General features: G+C 38.1%; 15 protein-coding genes and 1 pseudogene. 3 read left to right on the top strand and 13 right to left on the bottom strand.

Annotated features, from left to right (window positions below; genetic code table 11):
• Positions 1-186 precede the first annotated feature (186 nt).
• From fdh3B to selA, 7 genes and pseudogenes are all read right to left on the bottom strand, one after another.
• Positions 187-747 carry a formate dehydrogenase FDH3 subunit beta gene (gene fdh3B, locus CYP43_RS09070; protein WP_103583334.1) on the bottom strand — a complete coding sequence of 187 codons (561 nt, stop codon included), beginning with the start codon at positions 745-747 and terminating at the stop codon, positions 187-189.
• A gap of 11 nt (positions 748-758) precedes the next feature.
• A complete protein-coding gene (locus CYP43_RS09065) occupies positions 759-3413 on the bottom strand; it encodes a formate dehydrogenase subunit alpha (protein ID WP_430622344.1) in 2655 nt (884 codons plus the stop codon).
• A 60-nt stretch (positions 3414-3473) separates the two neighbouring features.
• A pseudogene (locus tag CYP43_RS09905) lies at positions 3474-3668 on the bottom strand (hypothetical protein); the annotation flags it as partial.
• 77 nt (positions 3669-3745) lie between these two features.
• Complete coding sequence (locus CYP43_RS09055) at positions 3746-3952, bottom strand: twin-arginine translocation signal domain-containing protein (protein ID WP_009294906.1); 207 nt, start codon at positions 3950-3952, stop codon at positions 3746-3748.
• Between the two features lie 302 nt (positions 3953-4254).
• A complete protein-coding gene (locus CYP43_RS09050) occupies positions 4255-4995 on the bottom strand; it encodes a thioredoxin domain-containing protein (protein ID WP_103583332.1) in 741 nt (246 codons plus the stop codon).
• Between the two features lie 53 nt (positions 4996-5048).
• Positions 5049-6869, bottom strand: a complete 1821-nt coding sequence (selB, locus tag CYP43_RS09045) for a selenocysteine-specific translation elongation factor (RefSeq protein WP_103583331.1) — start codon at positions 6867-6869, stop codon at positions 5049-5051.
• On the bottom strand, positions 6866-8191 hold the full coding sequence (gene selA, locus CYP43_RS09040; protein WP_103583330.1) for an L-seryl-tRNA(Sec) selenium transferase: 1326 nt from the start codon (positions 8189-8191) through the stop codon (positions 6866-6868). The genes selB and selA overlap by 4 nt, the downstream gene beginning before the upstream one ends.
• A gap of 154 nt (positions 8192-8345) precedes the next feature.
• Between selA and CYP43_RS09035 the strand changes: the two genes are divergently transcribed.
• From CYP43_RS09035 to CYP43_RS09025, 3 genes are all read left to right on the top strand, one after another.
• Positions 8346-10019, top strand: coding sequence for a 4Fe-4S binding protein (locus CYP43_RS09035; protein ID WP_103583329.1), 1674 nt, complete (start codon positions 8346-8348; stop codon positions 10017-10019).
• The gene (locus CYP43_RS09030) at positions 10012-10725 is read left to right on the top strand and encodes a TorD/DmsD family molecular chaperone (protein ID WP_103583328.1); all 714 of its coding nucleotides are present in this window, start codon (positions 10012-10014) and stop codon (positions 10723-10725) included. The genes CYP43_RS09035 and CYP43_RS09030 overlap by 8 nt, the downstream gene beginning before the upstream one ends.
• A gap of 125 nt (positions 10726-10850) precedes the next feature.
• Positions 10851-11483, top strand: a complete 633-nt coding sequence (locus CYP43_RS09025; RefSeq protein WP_072593896.1) for a DUF6803 family protein — start codon at positions 10851-10853, stop codon at positions 11481-11483.
• A 31-nt stretch (positions 11484-11514) separates the two neighbouring features.
• Here CYP43_RS09025 and CYP43_RS09020 read toward each other — a convergent pair whose 3' ends face one another.
• The 6 genes from CYP43_RS09020 to gltX all read right to left on the bottom strand — a co-directional run bounded on the left by CYP43_RS09020 (position 11515) and on the right by gltX (position 16326).
• On the bottom strand, positions 11515-12204 hold the full coding sequence (locus CYP43_RS09020; protein WP_103583327.1) for an MqnA/MqnD/SBP family protein: 690 nt from the start codon (positions 12202-12204) through the stop codon (positions 11515-11517).
• Positions 12201-12473, bottom strand: coding sequence for a barstar family protein (locus CYP43_RS09015; protein ID WP_103583326.1), 273 nt, complete (start codon positions 12471-12473; stop codon positions 12201-12203). Before CYP43_RS09015 ends, CYP43_RS09020 begins: the two co-directional genes overlap by 4 nt.
• A complete protein-coding gene (locus CYP43_RS09010; RefSeq protein WP_103583325.1) occupies positions 12470-12976 on the bottom strand; it encodes a ribonuclease domain-containing protein in 507 nt (168 codons plus the stop codon). The genes CYP43_RS09015 and CYP43_RS09010 overlap by 4 nt, the downstream gene beginning before the upstream one ends.
• Before the next feature lie 9 nt (positions 12977-12985).
• A complete protein-coding gene (gene upp, locus CYP43_RS09005; protein WP_004317747.1) occupies positions 12986-13612 on the bottom strand; it encodes a uracil phosphoribosyltransferase in 627 nt (208 codons plus the stop codon).
• 84 nt (positions 13613-13696) lie between these two features.
• Positions 13697-14950, bottom strand: a complete 1254-nt coding sequence (locus tag CYP43_RS09000; protein ID WP_087585442.1) for a malic enzyme-like NAD(P)-binding protein — start codon at positions 14948-14950, stop codon at positions 13697-13699.
• The gene (gene gltX, locus CYP43_RS08995; protein ID WP_103583356.1) at positions 14947-16326 is read right to left on the bottom strand and encodes a glutamate--tRNA ligase; all 1380 of its coding nucleotides are present in this window, start codon (positions 16324-16326) and stop codon (positions 14947-14949) included. The genes CYP43_RS09000 and gltX overlap by 4 nt, the downstream gene beginning before the upstream one ends.
• Positions 16327-16355 lie beyond the last annotated feature (29 nt).

Below are 16355 nucleotides of genomic sequence, written 5' to 3'. Positions count from 1 at the left end.
TCAACTTTACATAAATTTAGGGCTTTAGAGGGTTAGAGTAAAATTTCATATCGATATAAAAAAGTTATATATTTTTGATAATTTCAATAGATAAGAAAAATTATTGATGAAATTTTAGATTATAAAAATCATAAAAATAATTTAAATTTTATAAATTTAAAAGGAGAGCAAGCGCCCTCCTTAGTGTTATACGTTTAGTCCTGTATTTCTTAGCATAACGCGTTTGCGATATACATTTGAAACCTCAGCAGCGTCGCCAACTAAAAGCGCGTTTGTAGAACAGATAGCCGCACACATAGGAACTTTGCCCTCAGCCATTCTATTTTGACCGTAAAGCTCTCTCTCCTCGTGTGAGTTAGTTGGCTCTGGACCGCCTGCGCACATAGTACATTTATCCATTACGCCTTTTACGCCAAATGCCCCGTCTTTAGGGAACTGCGGCGCACCAAATGGACAAGCATATAAGCAGTAACCACAGCCTATGCATATATTTTTATCGTGAAGCACGATGCCATCAGCTCTAATGTAGAAACAATCAACTGGGCAAACTTGCTCACAAGGTGCATCAGTACAGTGTTGGCATGCAATGGTAGTTGAAACCTCTTTACCTTCGATACCATCGTGAAGTGTAATGACCTTCCTTCTATAAATTCCCACTGGAAGTTCATGAGCAGAAGAACAAGCAACTTGGCAACCATAACAACTAATACATCTATCAGTATCTACGAAAAATTTCATTCTTGCCATTTTATTCCTCCTTACTCTTTACCCATGGCATCTCTCTCGCCATATTCATGGAAAAACGATGTTTTAAATGTATTTTCCTCAGCTTTCTCTATGCGGCAAAGACCTGCGTTAAACTCTGAAATTTGAGTAACTGGGTCAAATCCATAGTTAGTAACAGTGTTATAACTTTCACCAATAACATAAGGCTTAGTGCCCTCTGGATAGCGAGCTGAAAGATCAACGCCTTGCATAATACCAGCGAAGTTGTATGGCATACAAATTCTATCTGGAGTTACCATCTGGCTGTGATAGCATCTTACTTTGATCTTTGTGCCTTGTGGGCTGTGGATCCACATCATATCGCGGTCTTTTATGCCATATTTTAAAGCTAACTCTGGATTAACATTAGCAAACATTTCTGGCGTAATAGCTGATAGATATTTACTAGTTCTTTCGATCATACCAGCACCACTTAGATTTACGACACGTTGCGTACTAAACACAATTGGAAATTCTTTCGACCAATCTTTTGCTTGTTGCTCTGACTTAAACTTAGTAGAAACACGGAAATTTCTAGCTTGATCTTCAAATGTCGGATACTTTTGAACAAGATCCCAGCGTGGTGAGTGAACAGGCTCTCTATGTTTTGGAATAGGATCGAGGAATTCCCAAACGATAGCTCTTGCCCTTGCATTACCATAAGGTACAACACCTTTTTCACGGCATTTTTCAAAGATAATACCACTATAATCCATACTCCAGCTTGGCCCCATCTTAGCTTTCTCTTCTTCAGTTAGAGTTATGCCTAAGACTTTTTCTATATTCTCTTTTGTGATTTGTGGATAGCCACCTTTTATAGCTGAGCCAACAAGTGTTGTCTCTTCGCTAGCTAGCTGACTAACGCCATTATGCTCTAGACCAAAGCGATTTCTAAAGCCTGAACCACCTTCAACATAAGGCTTGCTCATATCATATAGTATTGGTGTTCCAGGGTGTTTTTCATCCCATGCTGGCCATGGTTTACCGTAGTATTCGCCTTTGACTTCACCGCCAATACCTATTAGCGTATCTGGATCAAATTTATCCCAGTTTGCTTGATGGCGTCTAAACATCTCGGCTGTTCTACCACCATAACCTATAGAATTTCCAATCCTTGCTATCTCATTTGTCGCATCATCAGGCCATACAAAGTCATCTTTTACTTGTTTTATTTCACGATCTACGATACCCATTTTCATGCCTTTTACGTATTCATCGTAAAAACCAAATTTCTTAGCAAACAAGAACATTACTTCGTGATCGCCCTTGCTCTCATAAAGTGGATCAACAACTTTTGTTCTCCATTGACCTGAGCGATTTGTTGCGCTTAAGTGACCTTCATTTTCGAATGCAGTTGCTACTGGCAAGATATAAACGCCATCTTTTCTGTCTGAAAGGATAGAAATTTCATTTACAAATGGCTCAGCTACAACGATCATATCTAGTTTTGAAGCTGCTTCTTGAATTTTAGCTAGGTGCGCCATAGACGTTAGACCAGTTCCTTGAACCCAAAGAACTCTCAATGCACCACTACTAAATGTATTCTCCTCCTTCAAGACGCCTTGCCACCATTTTGAAAGTGACCAGCCTTTTTCGTTTCTCCAGTTTCTATCTTCTGGATGTTTAGGATCGTGGTAATAATACTCTTCAAAGACTGTGTTTTTAACAGGAGCGCCACCTTGTTTTGGCTCTTTTGTTGAGACTGCAAAGCGTTTAATAAATTCATCATAATCAACGCCCCAGCCTTTGCAGTAATATTTCCATGCTGCATCAGTTAAGCCATAATACATTGGCAAGCTATCTGAAAGGTTACACATATCAGTTGAGCCTTGAACATTGTCGTGACCACGAATAATATTACAGCCACCACCTGCTTTACCCATATTTCCTAGAATTAGTTGAAGGATAGGTAAAATTCTTGTATTTGATGTACCAACTGAGTGTTGAGTTATACCAAGAGCCCAAACAACAGTACCCGGTTTTGTATGAGCTAGTATATCTGCAGCTTTTAGTAGTTTATCAACTGGTACTCCAGTAACATCAGATGTAACCTCTGGTGTCCAGTGCTCAGCCTCTTTTCTTATCTCATCAATACCGTAAGTTCTATTTTCTATAAATTCTTTATCTTCCCAACCATTTTTAAGAATGATATGAATAAGACCATAAACAAGTGCAATATCAGTTCCTGATCTTTGCCTCAAATAAAGATCAGCATGTGCAGCTGTCTTTGTAAAATTTGGATCAGCTACAATTACTTTTGCATTGTTTCTATCTTTTGCTTGTAAAGTGTGCTTCATGCCACCAACTGGGTTCGCCACAGCTGGGTTCGCTCCAATGATAAATATACATTTTGAGTTCGCAGCCATATCTCCAAAGTGGTTTGTCATCGCGCCATAACCCCAAGTATTCGCCACACCGGCGACTGTTGCGCTATGTCAAATTCTTGCTACGTGATCGTTACTGTTTGTACCCCAAAATGCACAAAATTTTCTAAAGTAATATGCTTGCTCATTATTAAATTTAGCCGATCCTAAGAAAACAACACTATCAGGGCCATCTTCTTTGCGGATCTGAAGCATCTTATCGCCGATCTCATTTACAGCTTGATCCCATGAAATTCTTTGCCATTTACCATCAACTTTTTTCATAGGATATTTGATACGTTGTTTGCTGTGTGTAAGATCGATCTGATCGATACCTTTTGAGCAGTGTGAGCCCTGAGATATCGGATGATGCATCGCCATATCTTGACGAACCCAAACACCATCTTTTACCTCAGCCTCGATACCACAGCCTGCTGAGCAAATAGAACAAATCGTTCTAACCTTTTTTGAGCCAGGGAAAGGATTTTTTATCTCCTCATCACTTGCTTTTCTTATCGTTTCATTTTCTCCAAAAGCCATTGTGCTTCCAGCACCAAGTGCGGCTAGCTTTAAAAATGAACGTCTTCCTATACGTGCATCACTCATGGTTTTCTCCCTTAGTAAGCGATTTTATAGTAGGTTTCCCAGTTCTTGCTTTTTTTATAAAGCACCTCTTTTTTGTTTGACTTGCCAACGACGACACCATTGTCATCAGGAGCTAAGTCGTCACTAGTCACTTTTGCTACGGCTGAGACTGCGAGTACACCGCCGGCAGCACCGACTTTTAGAGATTTTTTTAGAAAATCTCTTCTTGATCCTTGCATTTTTTCTCCTTAGCTCTCAAACTTAAAAATTTGAGAATTTGGTTTGATTGGTCTTCACAATTTGCAACTTTAGAAATTCTAAAATATTGCAAGGCCTATTTCAGGGCTTTTTATAGCCTAGATTTAAACTCTGCAAATTTAGCATAATTGCAAGATAATCAAAGTAAATATAAAGCTTTAATTAAATATGTTAAGTTATTGTTAAAAATATAAGAAAATATATTTAATATTTTAACTTTTATGAATTTTGAGAGAAAGGCTAATTTAAAGTATAAATTCTAGGGAGAGCTCCCTAGAAAAGATTATTTTAAATCACTTTTATTTATTATAAATGGCACTGATCTAACGCCAGCTGAGAAATATTTTTTACGTAAAGTATCTATCTTGTCGCTCTCTTCTTTGCTAACATTTTTTTCATCTACGTTATAATCTTCAGAGAAATACTTTCTTAAAATTTTAACCTTATCGCTATCACTTTTCGCATTTTTTATATCTTTATAGATCAAAGCACTTTTTTGCAAAGACGATAATTCATGCACTGGAGTTAAGATAATTTCAACATTATTGTCTTTTAACGTTGTTTCGATCTTTGCTAGCTCGGCTCTACAATATGGGCATTCAGGATCTGAAAACATGATAAGAGTTGGCTTTTTGCTATCATTGCCAAGAGTTACAACATTTGCCTTGTCTTCATTTTTATAAATTTTAGCTAGTGATTTTACTAAATCAAGTGCTGCTTTTTCTGCGATTACTTTTTTTTCTTCAGCTAAATAAGACTTTTGCTCCTTTAAATTTACAACATCAGGAAACATAAGATCGCCCTTAACAAAAGTCACATCTTCTTGAGACATATCTCCTTTGCTAAATTTTAAGCTTACTTTTTCTATATCATCTAAAATTTTAGTGCGTTCTACGACTTTTACATTAACACCATCGATATTTTGATTTTTAAAAACTTCTGAGTAAAAATCTTCTATTTGCTTATTGCTAGCTGCCATTAGGCTAGTTGCCGCTATTATTGAGGCCAAAACCACTTTTTTCATTTTTTTCCTTTTTAAAAATTTGGCGGATTATATTTACTTTTTGTAAATGAATACTAACCACGAAAGACTCTATCATTTCCTTGCTTCATTATGTCACTCTCAAGGTCAAGTTGCTCAAGATAAGCGATTACATATTTTCTACTTAAATTTAGTACATCCTTGGCGTTTGTAACATTTACAAAGCCTTGATTTTTGATGATCTCTCTTAGCTTATCAAGTGCCATTTTTAGCGAATTTCTAGTGATAAAAAGATTATGCTCCAGCCTTACAACTCTGCCCATTGCAGTTAGTTTTTTAAGTGCATTATCACCACTTAGCCTATCTATTTCCAGCTCATCATATATATTATAAGGTGCCGTTGGAGCTAGCTTTCCGCTTTCTAAAATTTCATAAATTTTCTCTTCAAGCCTTACTTTTAGTTTGCTTATATCAACGCCTTTTTTTGTATAGACGCCATCATTTTTAGAGATTAAGTTTATACTTTCAAGCTCATCAAGTGCTTTTTGAGCCAAATTTTGACTAGCCCAAGCAAGCTTTAGGCTTATACTTTGAGCTGAGAAAACAGCAAATTCATTCTTCTCTATCATAAATTTAACCACAGACTTTATCCGCTCAACCGCGCTTAGATCGTAGATATTTAAAGCTTTTTCATCGACAAAGACGTTTGAGACTTTTTTGGCCACATTTACGGCCTCTTCGTGACTTAGGCCAAATCTTTGATAAGACGAGATAATGCCAAAGCCATTTTTGTGAGCTTCTTTAAGTATAGAAAATGCCTCCACAAAATCGTGCTTTAAAAGTGCAGCCAAAAAGAGAATTTTGCCAGCTTTTTTTAGTGGCTCAAGCACAGGATTTAGCACTCTGCCACCTCCTATCACTCGTGCATCTGAGATAAGCACAAAAGTCTCGTCAAATTTCAAAAACATATCGCTTTGAAATTTAAAAGTAACAAAGTAGCTATCATCTTTTTGGCTTAGTATTAGCACCTTTGCAGGGACATTTTTAGCGCCCACACAAAATGTTACACTTTGAGAGTGAATGAGATTTTTAGCAGTTACGACCGCGTCTATCTCTCTAAAACCTCTAAAAAAGCCCTTTTTACTAAGTAGCTGCCCCTTTTTTAGCTCACTAAGCTCTATGCCAGTTAGATTTAGTGCCACACGACTACTAACACCTGCACGATCCACAAATTCATCATGGCTTTGCACACTTCTTACGAGTACCTCTTTGCCAGCGTCGTAGTTAAAAAGCTTCTCATTTTTACTAACGCTTCCCTCTATCACGGTGCCAGTTACGACGTTACCGATACCTTTAAGGCTAAAGACCCTATCGATGTAGTATCTAAAAACGCCATCTTCTTCGCGTTTTTTAGCCCTTAGTGTAAAGAGGTAGTTTCTAAGCTCATCTATACTTGCCTTATCCTTTATACTAACGGCAAAAATTTCTAAAATTTGCAGGTTTTTAAATTTAGAAATTTCCTCTCTTATCTCTTTTTTTCTTAAATTTATAGTCGCTTCATCTACGAGGTCGCACTTTGTAAGTGCCACGATCACAGATTTCACGCCAAGGAGATTTAAAATTTCAAGGTGCTCTAAGCTTTGAGGCATAAGCCCGTCATTTGCCGCCACAACAAACAAACACGCATCAAAGCCATATGCGCCACTTATCATCGTTTTTATTAGATTTTCATGCCCAGGCACATCGATAAAGGCGATATTTTCATCATTTTTACTTAAATTTGAAAAGCTTAGATCGATCGTTATGCCACGCTTTTTCTCCTCTTCAAGATTATCCCCCTCAAAGCCGTTTAGCTCTTTTATAAGTGCGGTTTTGCCGTGGTCGATATGCCCTGCTGTTCCTATTATTAAACTCATTTTTCTTCCGTTTCATTTATTATTTTTATTAGTTCATTTACATCTTCATCTAAAAGCGTTCTTAAATCAAGCAAAAATTTATCATTTTCTATGCGGCCGATTACCTTTTTTTGCCTAAATTTCTGCTCATTTAAAACTGCATCTCCACTAACCGCCAAAGCCACGCTTGGAATTTTTTTATTTGGCATCGCACCGCCTCCTACAAAGGTTTGTGTGCGAACGATTTCTAGCGATGTTTTTAGATTCTTATTTATAAAATTTGCTAAGTTTTCAAGCTCTTTTACGCTTTTGTGAAGTAGTTTTTGTGTTGTGATTAGCTCAAATTCTTTATTTAAATAAGCTTTCATGCTCTCAGCCAAAAGCGAGATGATCACTTTATCGACGCGAAGCATTCTTAAAAGCTGATTTTTTTTAAGCTTTGCGATGAGCTCTTTTTTGCCAACTATTATGCCGCACTGCACTGCACCAAGGAGTTTGTCACCGCTAAAGCTAACTAGCGAAACATCCTTTAAATTTTTTAGATCTGGCTCATTTTTATCTAAGTTAAACGGCAAATTTCCGTAAAATCCACTGCCAAGATCAAAATAATCTATCAAATTTTGCTCACATGCCAATTTGCTTAGTTCATTTGCTGTAACCTCTTCGCTAAAACCCACAATGTCAAAATTTGAGCGATGAACCTTTACAAGCATCGCCATATTTTCATTAATTGCCTCTTCGTAGTCTTTTAGCTTAGTTTTGTTTGTCGTGCCAACCTCTTTCAAAAAGCAGCCCGCATTTGCCATAACTTCTGGCACTCTAAAACTACCGCCGATCTCGACTAGTTCGCCTCTGCTAACGACGACTTCTCTGCCTCTTGCAAAGGTGTTTAGCACCAAAAATACAGCGCTTGCGTTGTTATTTACTACGATGGCATCTTCAAAGCCAAATGCTCTTGCTATGAGTGAGCCTATATAGTCATATCTGTTACCACGACTGCCCGTTTCTAGGTTATATTCAAGGTTAGAATATCCTGTAATAATTGGCGTCGCTCGGCTTAAAATTTCTTTATCGATTACGCTTCTAGCAAGGTTTGTGTGAATGGTTACACCAGTTAAATTTAGCACTCTTTGAAGGCTTGATTTATTAAATTTATGATATTCGTTTAGGATTAAATCTATTATTTCTTGCAACGCAAAATTTGCATTTTCATTTAAAATTTTAGCTCTAACTTCATTTAAAATTTGCCTCGCAAGCAATGTGACTAAATTTATATCAAATCCTGAAAATGCTTCGTTTTTTATGATTTTATCAACTTGTGGGATATCTCTTAAATCGCTCAATTCGTGCTCCTAGTAAGTTAGTTTTACCAAGCCGTGATTTTAACATAAAAAATATTATAAATTAAACCTTAGAGCAAAAAGGAACATATAAAATTCAGAGTCCATTAATCCCATTAATATTAAAATAAGCCTGTTTTTGATAATAGGAGAAACTATGAAAGAATTTGGCTTTTATAACGATTTTGACGATACTTTAATGCTAAATGAACAGATAGAAATAAATAACGAAAAGGAAGAATATTTAGTTTCTAACTCGCCAAAGCTTAAAGCAAACATTACCGCATCTGAGATAAATTTTTATCTAAAAAATACAACCGCAAGCGTATTAGAAAAGGCTAAAAATACACTTTTACTTTATGAAGCAAGAGCAACTGCATTTGACATGGCAAAGGATGTTGATTACGAAAAAGAAGTCGGCAAAAATGTCGTAATAGTAAGCAACTCAGGCCGTGAGGAGCTAGCAAATTTATTAAAAGAAAATGGCTATAAAGTCATTGAACTCACGCACTTTGAAGTAAAATTTATTTATGGAGCAGCTGGCGAACTTAGTGTTTTGATACTTAGAGCAAATGACGAATTTGAGGTCGATTGTGACTTTTTCTTGGTTGAAAACGCAAGAGATTATATGCTAAAGCAAAGCGGCTGTTACGAAATAGCTGGGCTAAAAGATGAAGCTGTACTTAAAATTTTAAATGAAAAAACTCCAAAATTTAAGTACAAAAGCCTAACTCAATATGACTCTTCGATCTGTCAATATCACGAACGACGAAATGAAATTTGTGGACGCTGTGTTAATGTTTGTCCAACTGTAGCCATTTTAAAAGAAGACGAGACAAAGCATCTTGTTTTCTCACAAATCGATTGCGTAAATTGTGGTAACTGCATTAGCGTCTGCCCTAGCGGATCTCTTGACTCTACACTTATGCCACAAAACTCATTTGCCACTATCGCCAAGCTTTATAAAAGTAAAATTCCACTAATAATTTCTAATGAAATAAATTTAGACGAGCTAAATATAAGCCTACCTGAAAATGTCCTACCTTTTTTCATATTAGCACCACATATGTTAAATCAAGCGCATCTACTTACATTGCTTCAAGAAAGTGGTGCGAGTGTGATTTTATTTAGCAAAACTCTTGGCAAAGGCGAAAAAGACGCCATTAGCATCTTAAATCAAATTTATGAGCTTAAATTTAAAGAAACGGCGATCTATCACGCTAAAGATAAAAATGAGCTTGAAGATGCGCTCAAAAAGGCAAAATTTATAGCTGACTCACAACACACGATAAACGAATATGCCTTGCCAAAAAGAGAAATTTTTGCAAAAAGGCTCGAGTTTTTAGTAGGCAGCGAGGATCTTGGCGTGATAAAAAGCGGCGAGATGATAAGATATGGCGATGTCAAGATAAACACTGATAGCTGTACACTTTGTCTAAGTTGCGTTGGTGCTTGTAACGTAAGTGCGCTAGTAGCTGATAAAAAGACAAATTCGATTTTATTTAATCCAAGCGTCTGTACAGCTTGTGGATACTGCGAACTAAGCTGTGCTGAAAAAGACACCATAAGCCTTGAAGTTGGAAAAATTTCTCTTAAGCCTGAGTTTTTTACATATAATGAGCTGGCACGAGATGAGCTTTTTGCCTGTGTTGAGTGCGGAAAAGAGTTTGCGACTAAAAAGGCGGTCGAGAAGATCGCATCGATCATGCAGCCACGTTTTGGCAACGACAGAGCCAAGATCAAGTCACTTTACTGCTGCGCTGACTGCAAGGCAAAGATCATGGTGCAAGCCCAGCTAAATGCGATGAAAGAGGATTTATTAAATGGATAAAAACATCATAAAAGCAAGGTCATATTTTTACGAATTTTTGGCATATCCACTCTTTTTTCACACCAGTGATGATGGATTTGCTAGGTGGAAGGAGCAGCTTAGCTACCTAGCGCAAAATCCTTTGAGCAAGCAAAGCGCAGAGGCGTTTGCAAATTTAGATAAATTTAGCTTTGATGAGCTTACAAGCGAGCAAAATGACGTTCTTTTTGGCTTTACAAATATCCCTTTAAGCGCCTCATTTTATGAAGAGGGTAGAGATAACGGCGCGGCTAGACTTAGGGTGATACACTGCCTAAAGCTTAGCCCATATAGGCGTGATAAGGAGCTTTGCAAGGATAGCGAGGACTATGTTGGCTTTATATTTTTAGCGATGGCAACATTTTTAAGTGATGAATTTAACGGCGCGAAAAATATCAGTGACAAGCTCTTTGGCGAGACTTTAAATTTATTTATAGATGAGTTTGGCTCGCTACTTTTGGCTCATAAAAATGCAAATTTCTTCCGCTCCTATGCGCTCATCTTAAAAGACTTCATCGAGCTTGAAAGAGCCGTTTTAAGCCTAGAAGCACCAGCCAAGCCACAAGGCGATAGCGTCGCGGTTGCTGCGCTTAAAAAAGAGCCTTATCAAAGCAAGATGCCAACTATTAAAACCAAACTTCATTGGGAAGAATTTTCTCCAGTCATCTCACACGAGTTTAAAGACTAGCTTAAATTTACTCTTAGCCAAGCTAGGAGTAAATTTAACATCCGCTTAAATTTGTTATCTTGATATTTTATAATTATTAGCAATTTGGCGTTAATCTTCTTTAAATTTTTTACAAAGGACTTACAATGGTAATGACACACTACATGGAGCTTTTATCGCTCAATCAACCTTACAATCTAATCCTCTTCATGGTGATACCTGTGGGGCTTACGGAGCTTTTAGTGGCGATGGAGTTTCTCACTATGTATCACATGGATAGCGGTAAAAATGCTGGCTATAAGGCTGTTGGCAAATTTGCTGGCATAGTGCTTGGGGTCTATTTTACAGCTCTTGTGATCTATTTTATGGCAAAAATTTATCCAAGTATAAAATGGCGTGGATATGCCGATGTCATCGCTGTCTACTCATATCTCATCAGCGTCATACCACTTCTTGGCATCGCGCTTTTAGAGCTAAATTTGATCTACAAAAACGCAAGCGAAAAGGCAAAGCTAAAGCTTCACTTTTTCCTACTCATATTTGCCTTGATCGTCGCACACGTCGCAATGATATTTGGCATGGTTGATCCTACCATAACTGGCTACAAGGCTGAAAACGGTGAGATGGGTATGCATATGAATATGCCAATGAACATGCCAGCAGATATGCCAATGCACGATCACCACAAGATGATGCAAAATATGGGTGAGATGCATATGAATATGATGATGCAAAATATGAGTGATGATAACTCAACTAATATGCACATGCATCACTAAATTTTATAGCTTCTTGGCAGCTGCTAAGAAGCTATAAAAATTTAATTCTTTTTGCTACTTTTAATAGTCTATTTTCTTTAAAAAATTTTCTGAGTGATTTTTGCTCTTTTGGGCCTATTTTGTAGCTTATAAATTTCAAATACCACTTGATATCTTGCTCGCTTATGTCGCGACTTTTAGCGTACTTAGCCAAGATATAGTTTGGGATCTTTACATTTTTTTGCAAAAATTTTGCGACCAGTTTTTTGTAAAACGAGCCATTTTTTACGTAAGAAAATCTACCAAAAACAAATGGCAAATTTGTCTTTTCATACCAAATTTTACCAAGGTCATAAAAGCACTCTTTGCCCTCGCTTAAGTATGCCTTTAGCGCCCTGTCGCCTATGATCACCTCTCCATTTAGTTTAAGCACCTTGGCTAGGGCGTTTGAGCTAGCTGAGGCAGGATCTGGCTTTGGGGCTGAGTTTTTGCGAACAAGCACGCTTTTTACATCTTTTTTGGCGACTATTCCAAAATTTAGCTTCTTTAAATTTGCCTTTTTGCTTGCTATGCTTGAGATAACTGCAGCATCGATCTTTCTGGCATTTAGGGCTCTATTTAGCTTGCTTGGCACGCCCTTTTTAAACTCGATCGCCTTTTTTATCTGAGAGCTTAGTGGGGCTGATTTTAAAAATACGTGAAATGGGAGTAAATTTAGATAATCAATCTTTCCAAATATCATTTTTCATCTTTTACAAGCTTAAATTTAACTAGCTCATTTTCGTTGCAAACGTCGCTAAATAGCTGGGTTAAGCTCTCTTTTGTGGCACCATCTAAAACATTTTCGTTTTTTAGCTTTATAAGCGTTGGCTCATTTATCTCACAAAGGCAGTCAAAGAGCGCGTCTAAATTTTTGCCGTAGTACTCTGGCAGGTCAAATTTCTTAGCAAAATGCTCATACATTTTTTCTTTTTCGAGCATCTTTTTGGCATCTAAGATCACGATTTTCATTGCGTCCTCCTTTCATAAAGCAGGTAAAAATGCTCGTAGTGATCAGGCGTGTAGTAGATAAGTCCGTCGTTTGAGTATAAAATTCTCTCAGCGCCGCGCCTGCCACCATTATAATTTACATCGCACTCAAACCACTTTCTGCCATCAGCTTCAGGTAGCCTCTTTTCTCTGTTTGAAAATCTATCTCCACCGATACTTTTGCCACCGCTTATCTGCCATAAATTTCCGCTTTTTGCATCCCAGCCAAGATCAAGTGCCTCTTTTTTGGTTATGAAATTTTTTGGTAGCTTGTTAAATTTATAAATATAAAGAGCGACCTCATCTTTTGAGGTGTATGAGCCATTTTCTGCAAGATTTTGGCTCTTTTGCCCCTCTTTGTTTAGTTGCTCAAGTAAAATTTGAGCGTTTTTATTTGCTTCACTACCATTATTTGAAAAGAAAAAAGTGCCAACAATAATAGCAATGATAAAGGCGACTAAGGCTGGCAAAAGTCTTTTATTCAAATTTAGCCCTTAAAGCGTGTTAAAAACTCTATCGCCAGCGTCACCAAGACCTGGAACGATGTAGTTTTTCTCGTTTAGTTTCTCGTCAATCGATGCCGTATAAACCTCGACGTCTGGATAAATTTCGCTAAATCTCTTTAACCCCTCAGGAGCAGCGATGATAGAGATAAATTTGATCTCCTTAACGCCCTTTTCACGCAAGAATTTGACCGCATCTATCGCCGTGCCACCAGTTGCAAACATAGGGTCGATGATGATCGCCATGCGCTCTTTTGCGTCTTTTGGAAGCTTTGCGTAGAAAAACTCAGCCTGAGCGGTCTCTTCGTTTCGCTGAAAACCCAAAAAGCCCACACTTGCATCTGGAATGATGGTAAAAACGCTATCAAGCATGCCAAGTGCGGCCCTTAAAATAGGGCATATCATCACCTTTGTAGTAAGCCTTTTTGCATCTGCCACCGCAACTGGAGTTTGGACTTTTACATCTTTTACTTTTAAATTTCTAGTCGCTTCAAATATCATAAGATAACTGATCTCATCAACTAGCATACGAAACTGAAAAGGTTGGGTGTTTTTATCACGTAGAATGGTTAATTTATGCTCGATCAGTGGGTGCGAGATGAGTTTAACGTTTTGCATTTTTATCCTTAAATTTACTGTTTTTATAGGGTTTATCTTTACAAAATGCCAAGAAAAGAATTTAGCCCAAGATTGGGCTAAAATTTAAAATCCTTTTGCAAGTTTGGCTCTATAAGCCTCAACATCAAAATCTTTTACTCTCGCCACGCCATCTTCAACCGCAGCTTTTGCAACTGCTGGAGCAACCGCTGTTAGCACGCGTTTGTCAAATGGTTTTGGGATAATATACTCTTTGCCAAATTTTAGCTCACTAACGCCACTTGCCTTTAAAACTTCAGCTGGCACTGGCTCTTTTGCAAGTTGTGCAAGCGCTCTAGCTGCAGCCATTTTCATATTTTCAGTGATCTTTTTAGCTCTAACGTCAAGCGCACCTCTAAAGATAAATGGGAAACCTAGCACGTTATTTACTTGGTTAGGATAGTCACTTCTGCCTGTACCCATCATAACGTCACTTCTTACAGCCTCAACATCCTCTGGATAAATTTCAGGCACTGGGTTTGCCAAAGCAAAGATGATAGGTTCTTTATTCATTGAAGCAACCATCTCTTTTGTAAGAACACCAGGCTTAGAAAGACCTAAAAACATATCAGCACCCCTCATCGCATCAGCTAGAGTTCTATCCTCAGTTTCAAGCGCGAACTCTACCTTTTCAGGTGTTAGGTCTGTTCTTTTTGAATGAATTACGCCTTTGCTATCTATCATAACGATGTGTTTTGCACCAAGCGCTTTATACATCTTCGCGCATGCAATGCCAGCTGCGCCTGCGCCGCTAACTACGATTTTTATCTTAGATATATCTTTGCCAGAAATTTCCATCGCATTTATCATGCCAGCACTTGTTATCATCGCCGTGCCGTGCTGATCGTCGTGCATTACAGGAATATCAACTGCTTCTTGAAGCTTTCTCTCGATCTCAAAGCACTTTGGAGCACGGATATCTTCTAAATTTATACCGCCAAATGTCGGAGCAAGGGCCTTGCAAATCTCAACGATCTTATCTGGATCATGCTCGTCTAGCTCGATGTCAAAGGCATCTACGTTTGCAAATTTTTTAAATAAAACTGACTTTCCTTCCATAACTGGCTTGCCAGCGATCGCACCGATGTCGCCAAGCCCAAGGACAGCCGTACCATCGGTGATAACGGCTACTAGATTTGCTTTATTTGTATATTTATAAGCTAGTTCATTGTCAGCTTCTATCTCTTTGCAAGGCTCTGCAACACCTGGTGTATAGGCCATTGAAAGGTCTCTTGACGTCTCGCAAGGTGTCTTTACCTTTATCTCGATCTTACCGCCTATGTGGTAGTTTAGTGCTTCTTCTTTAGTTACATGTGTCATTTTTCTTCCTTTAATAAATTTTGTATTCTATTTTTCGTCTCGCTACTGCCCACTACTTCAAGCACTTCAAAGATGCTTGGGCTCACGCTTGAGCCAGTTAGCGCTATTCTTAGAGCCTGAGCTAGGTCTTTTAGCTTTAAGCCATTTTGCTCTAAAAATTTATTAGTTAGCTCCTCGTAGCCCTTAGAGTCAAGGTCACGGTCTAAAATTTGAGCAAATTTAGCCAAAATTTCTTTGCTATTTTCATTTATAAATTTAGCCCAAGCTTTCTCATCGTAGCTTTTTGGAGAGTTGATGATCGCATTTGCGCTATTTGCCATTTCAATTAATGTCTTTGATCTCTCACGGAGCGAATTTAGCAGTAGCTCGCCCTTTACCAAAGCCTTAAAATCAACGCCAAACTCAAGCATATCATGCGCTAGTCTCTCGTAAGGCAAGGTCTTGATGTAGTGAGAATTTAGCCAGTCAAGCTTTTGAGCGTTGTAAGTGCTTGAGCTTTTGTTGATATCGTTTGGATTGAAGTATTTAAGCATATCTTCAATAGTAAAAATCTCATCATCGCCGTGGCTCCAGCCAAGACGAACGAGAAAATTTAAGAGCGCTTCAGGCAGGTAGCCCATCTTTTTATACTCCATAACGTCAGTTGCGCCGTGTCTTTTGCTAAGCTTTTTACCATCCTCTCCGTTTATCATAGCTACGTGATAAAATTTTGGTACCTTAAAGCCAAGTGCCTCGTAAAGAACGATCTGTTTTGGAGTATTTGAGAGGTGATCGTCACCACGGATGACGTCTGTTACGCCCATTAGTGCGTCATCTATCACAACCGTAAAGTTATAAGTCGGTGTGCCGTCGCTTCTTGCGATGATGAAGTCGTCTAATATGTCTTCAACCTTAAATTTGACCTCGCCCTTTATACCATCATGTATGACGATCTCACCGCTAAGTGGGGCTTTGATACGGATGACTGGCTCGATGCCAGCTGGAGGCGTGCCAGTAAAATCTCTATATCTATTATCATATTTTGGACGCTCTTTTCTTGCCTCTTGGCTAGCTCTAAGCTCTTCAAGCTCGTCCTTGCTCATGTAACATTTATAGGCTTTGCCCTCATCAAGCAGCTTTTTAACATACTCTTTGTAAAGATCAAATCTCTTTGACTGATATGTCACTTCGCCGTCGTGATCAAGCTTGCACCAAGCAAATGCCTCTTTTATGGCTTGCGTGGCCTCTTCTGAGTTTCGTTTTAAGTCAGTATCTTCGATACGAAGTAAAAATTTTCCATTATTAGCTCTTGCGTATAAATAATTATAAAGGGCTGTCCTAAGTCCGCCTATATGTAGGTAACCAGTAGGCGACGGAGCAAATCTAGTAACTATCATTTTGTGCCTTATTTTTATGTTATAATTGC

This window comes from Campylobacter concisus, assembly GCF_002913045.1.
Classification (GTDB): Bacteria; Campylobacterota; Campylobacteria; order Campylobacterales; family Campylobacteraceae; genus Campylobacter_A; species Campylobacter_A concisus_AP.
Note: the sequence above shows the minus strand (reverse complement) of the source record. Positions and strands in the feature narration are given on the sequence as shown.

What these genes read in the sequence shown, in the direction of transcription:
- CYP43_RS09025 (WP_072593896.1), top strand. Translation starts at nt 10,851, where the DNA reads ATGGTAATGACACACTACATGGAGCTTTTATCGCTCAATCAACCTTAC.
- CYP43_RS09050 (WP_103583332.1), bottom strand. Translation starts at nt 4,995, where the DNA reads ATGAAAAAAGTGGTTTTGGCCTCAATAATAGCGGCAACTAGCCTAATG.
- CYP43_RS09030 (WP_103583328.1), top strand. Translation starts at nt 10,012, where the DNA reads ATGGATAAAAACATCATAAAAGCAAGGTCATATTTTTACGAATTTTTG.
- upp (WP_004317747.1), bottom strand. Translation starts at nt 13,612, where the DNA reads ATGCAAAACGTTAAACTCATCTCGCACCCACTGATCGAGCATAAATTA.
- selB (WP_103583331.1), bottom strand. Translation starts at nt 6,869, where the DNA reads ATGAGTTTAATAATAGGAACAGCAGGGCATATCGACCACGGCAAAACC.
- CYP43_RS09055 (WP_009294906.1), bottom strand. Translation starts at nt 3,952, where the DNA reads ATGCAAGGATCAAGAAGAGATTTTCTAAAAAAATCTCTAAAAGTCGGT.
- CYP43_RS09015 (WP_103583326.1), bottom strand. Translation starts at nt 12,473, where the DNA reads ATGAAAATCGTGATCTTAGATGCCAAAAAGATGCTCGAAAAAGAAAAA.
- CYP43_RS09020 (WP_103583327.1), bottom strand. Translation starts at nt 12,204, where the DNA reads ATGATATTTGGAAAGATTGATTATCTAAATTTACTCCCATTTCACGTA.
- gltX (WP_103583356.1), bottom strand. Translation starts at nt 16,326, where the DNA reads ATGATAGTTACTAGATTTGCTCCGTCGCCTACTGGTTACCTACATATA.
- fdh3B (WP_103583334.1), bottom strand. Translation starts at nt 747, where the DNA reads ATGGCAAGAATGAAATTTTTCGTAGATACTGATAGATGTATTAGTTGT.
- CYP43_RS09000 (WP_087585442.1), bottom strand. Translation starts at nt 14,950, where the DNA reads ATGACACATGTAACTAAAGAAGAAGCACTAAACTACCACATAGGCGGT.
- CYP43_RS09035 (WP_103583329.1), top strand. Translation starts at nt 8,346, where the DNA reads ATGAAAGAATTTGGCTTTTATAACGATTTTGACGATACTTTAATGCTA.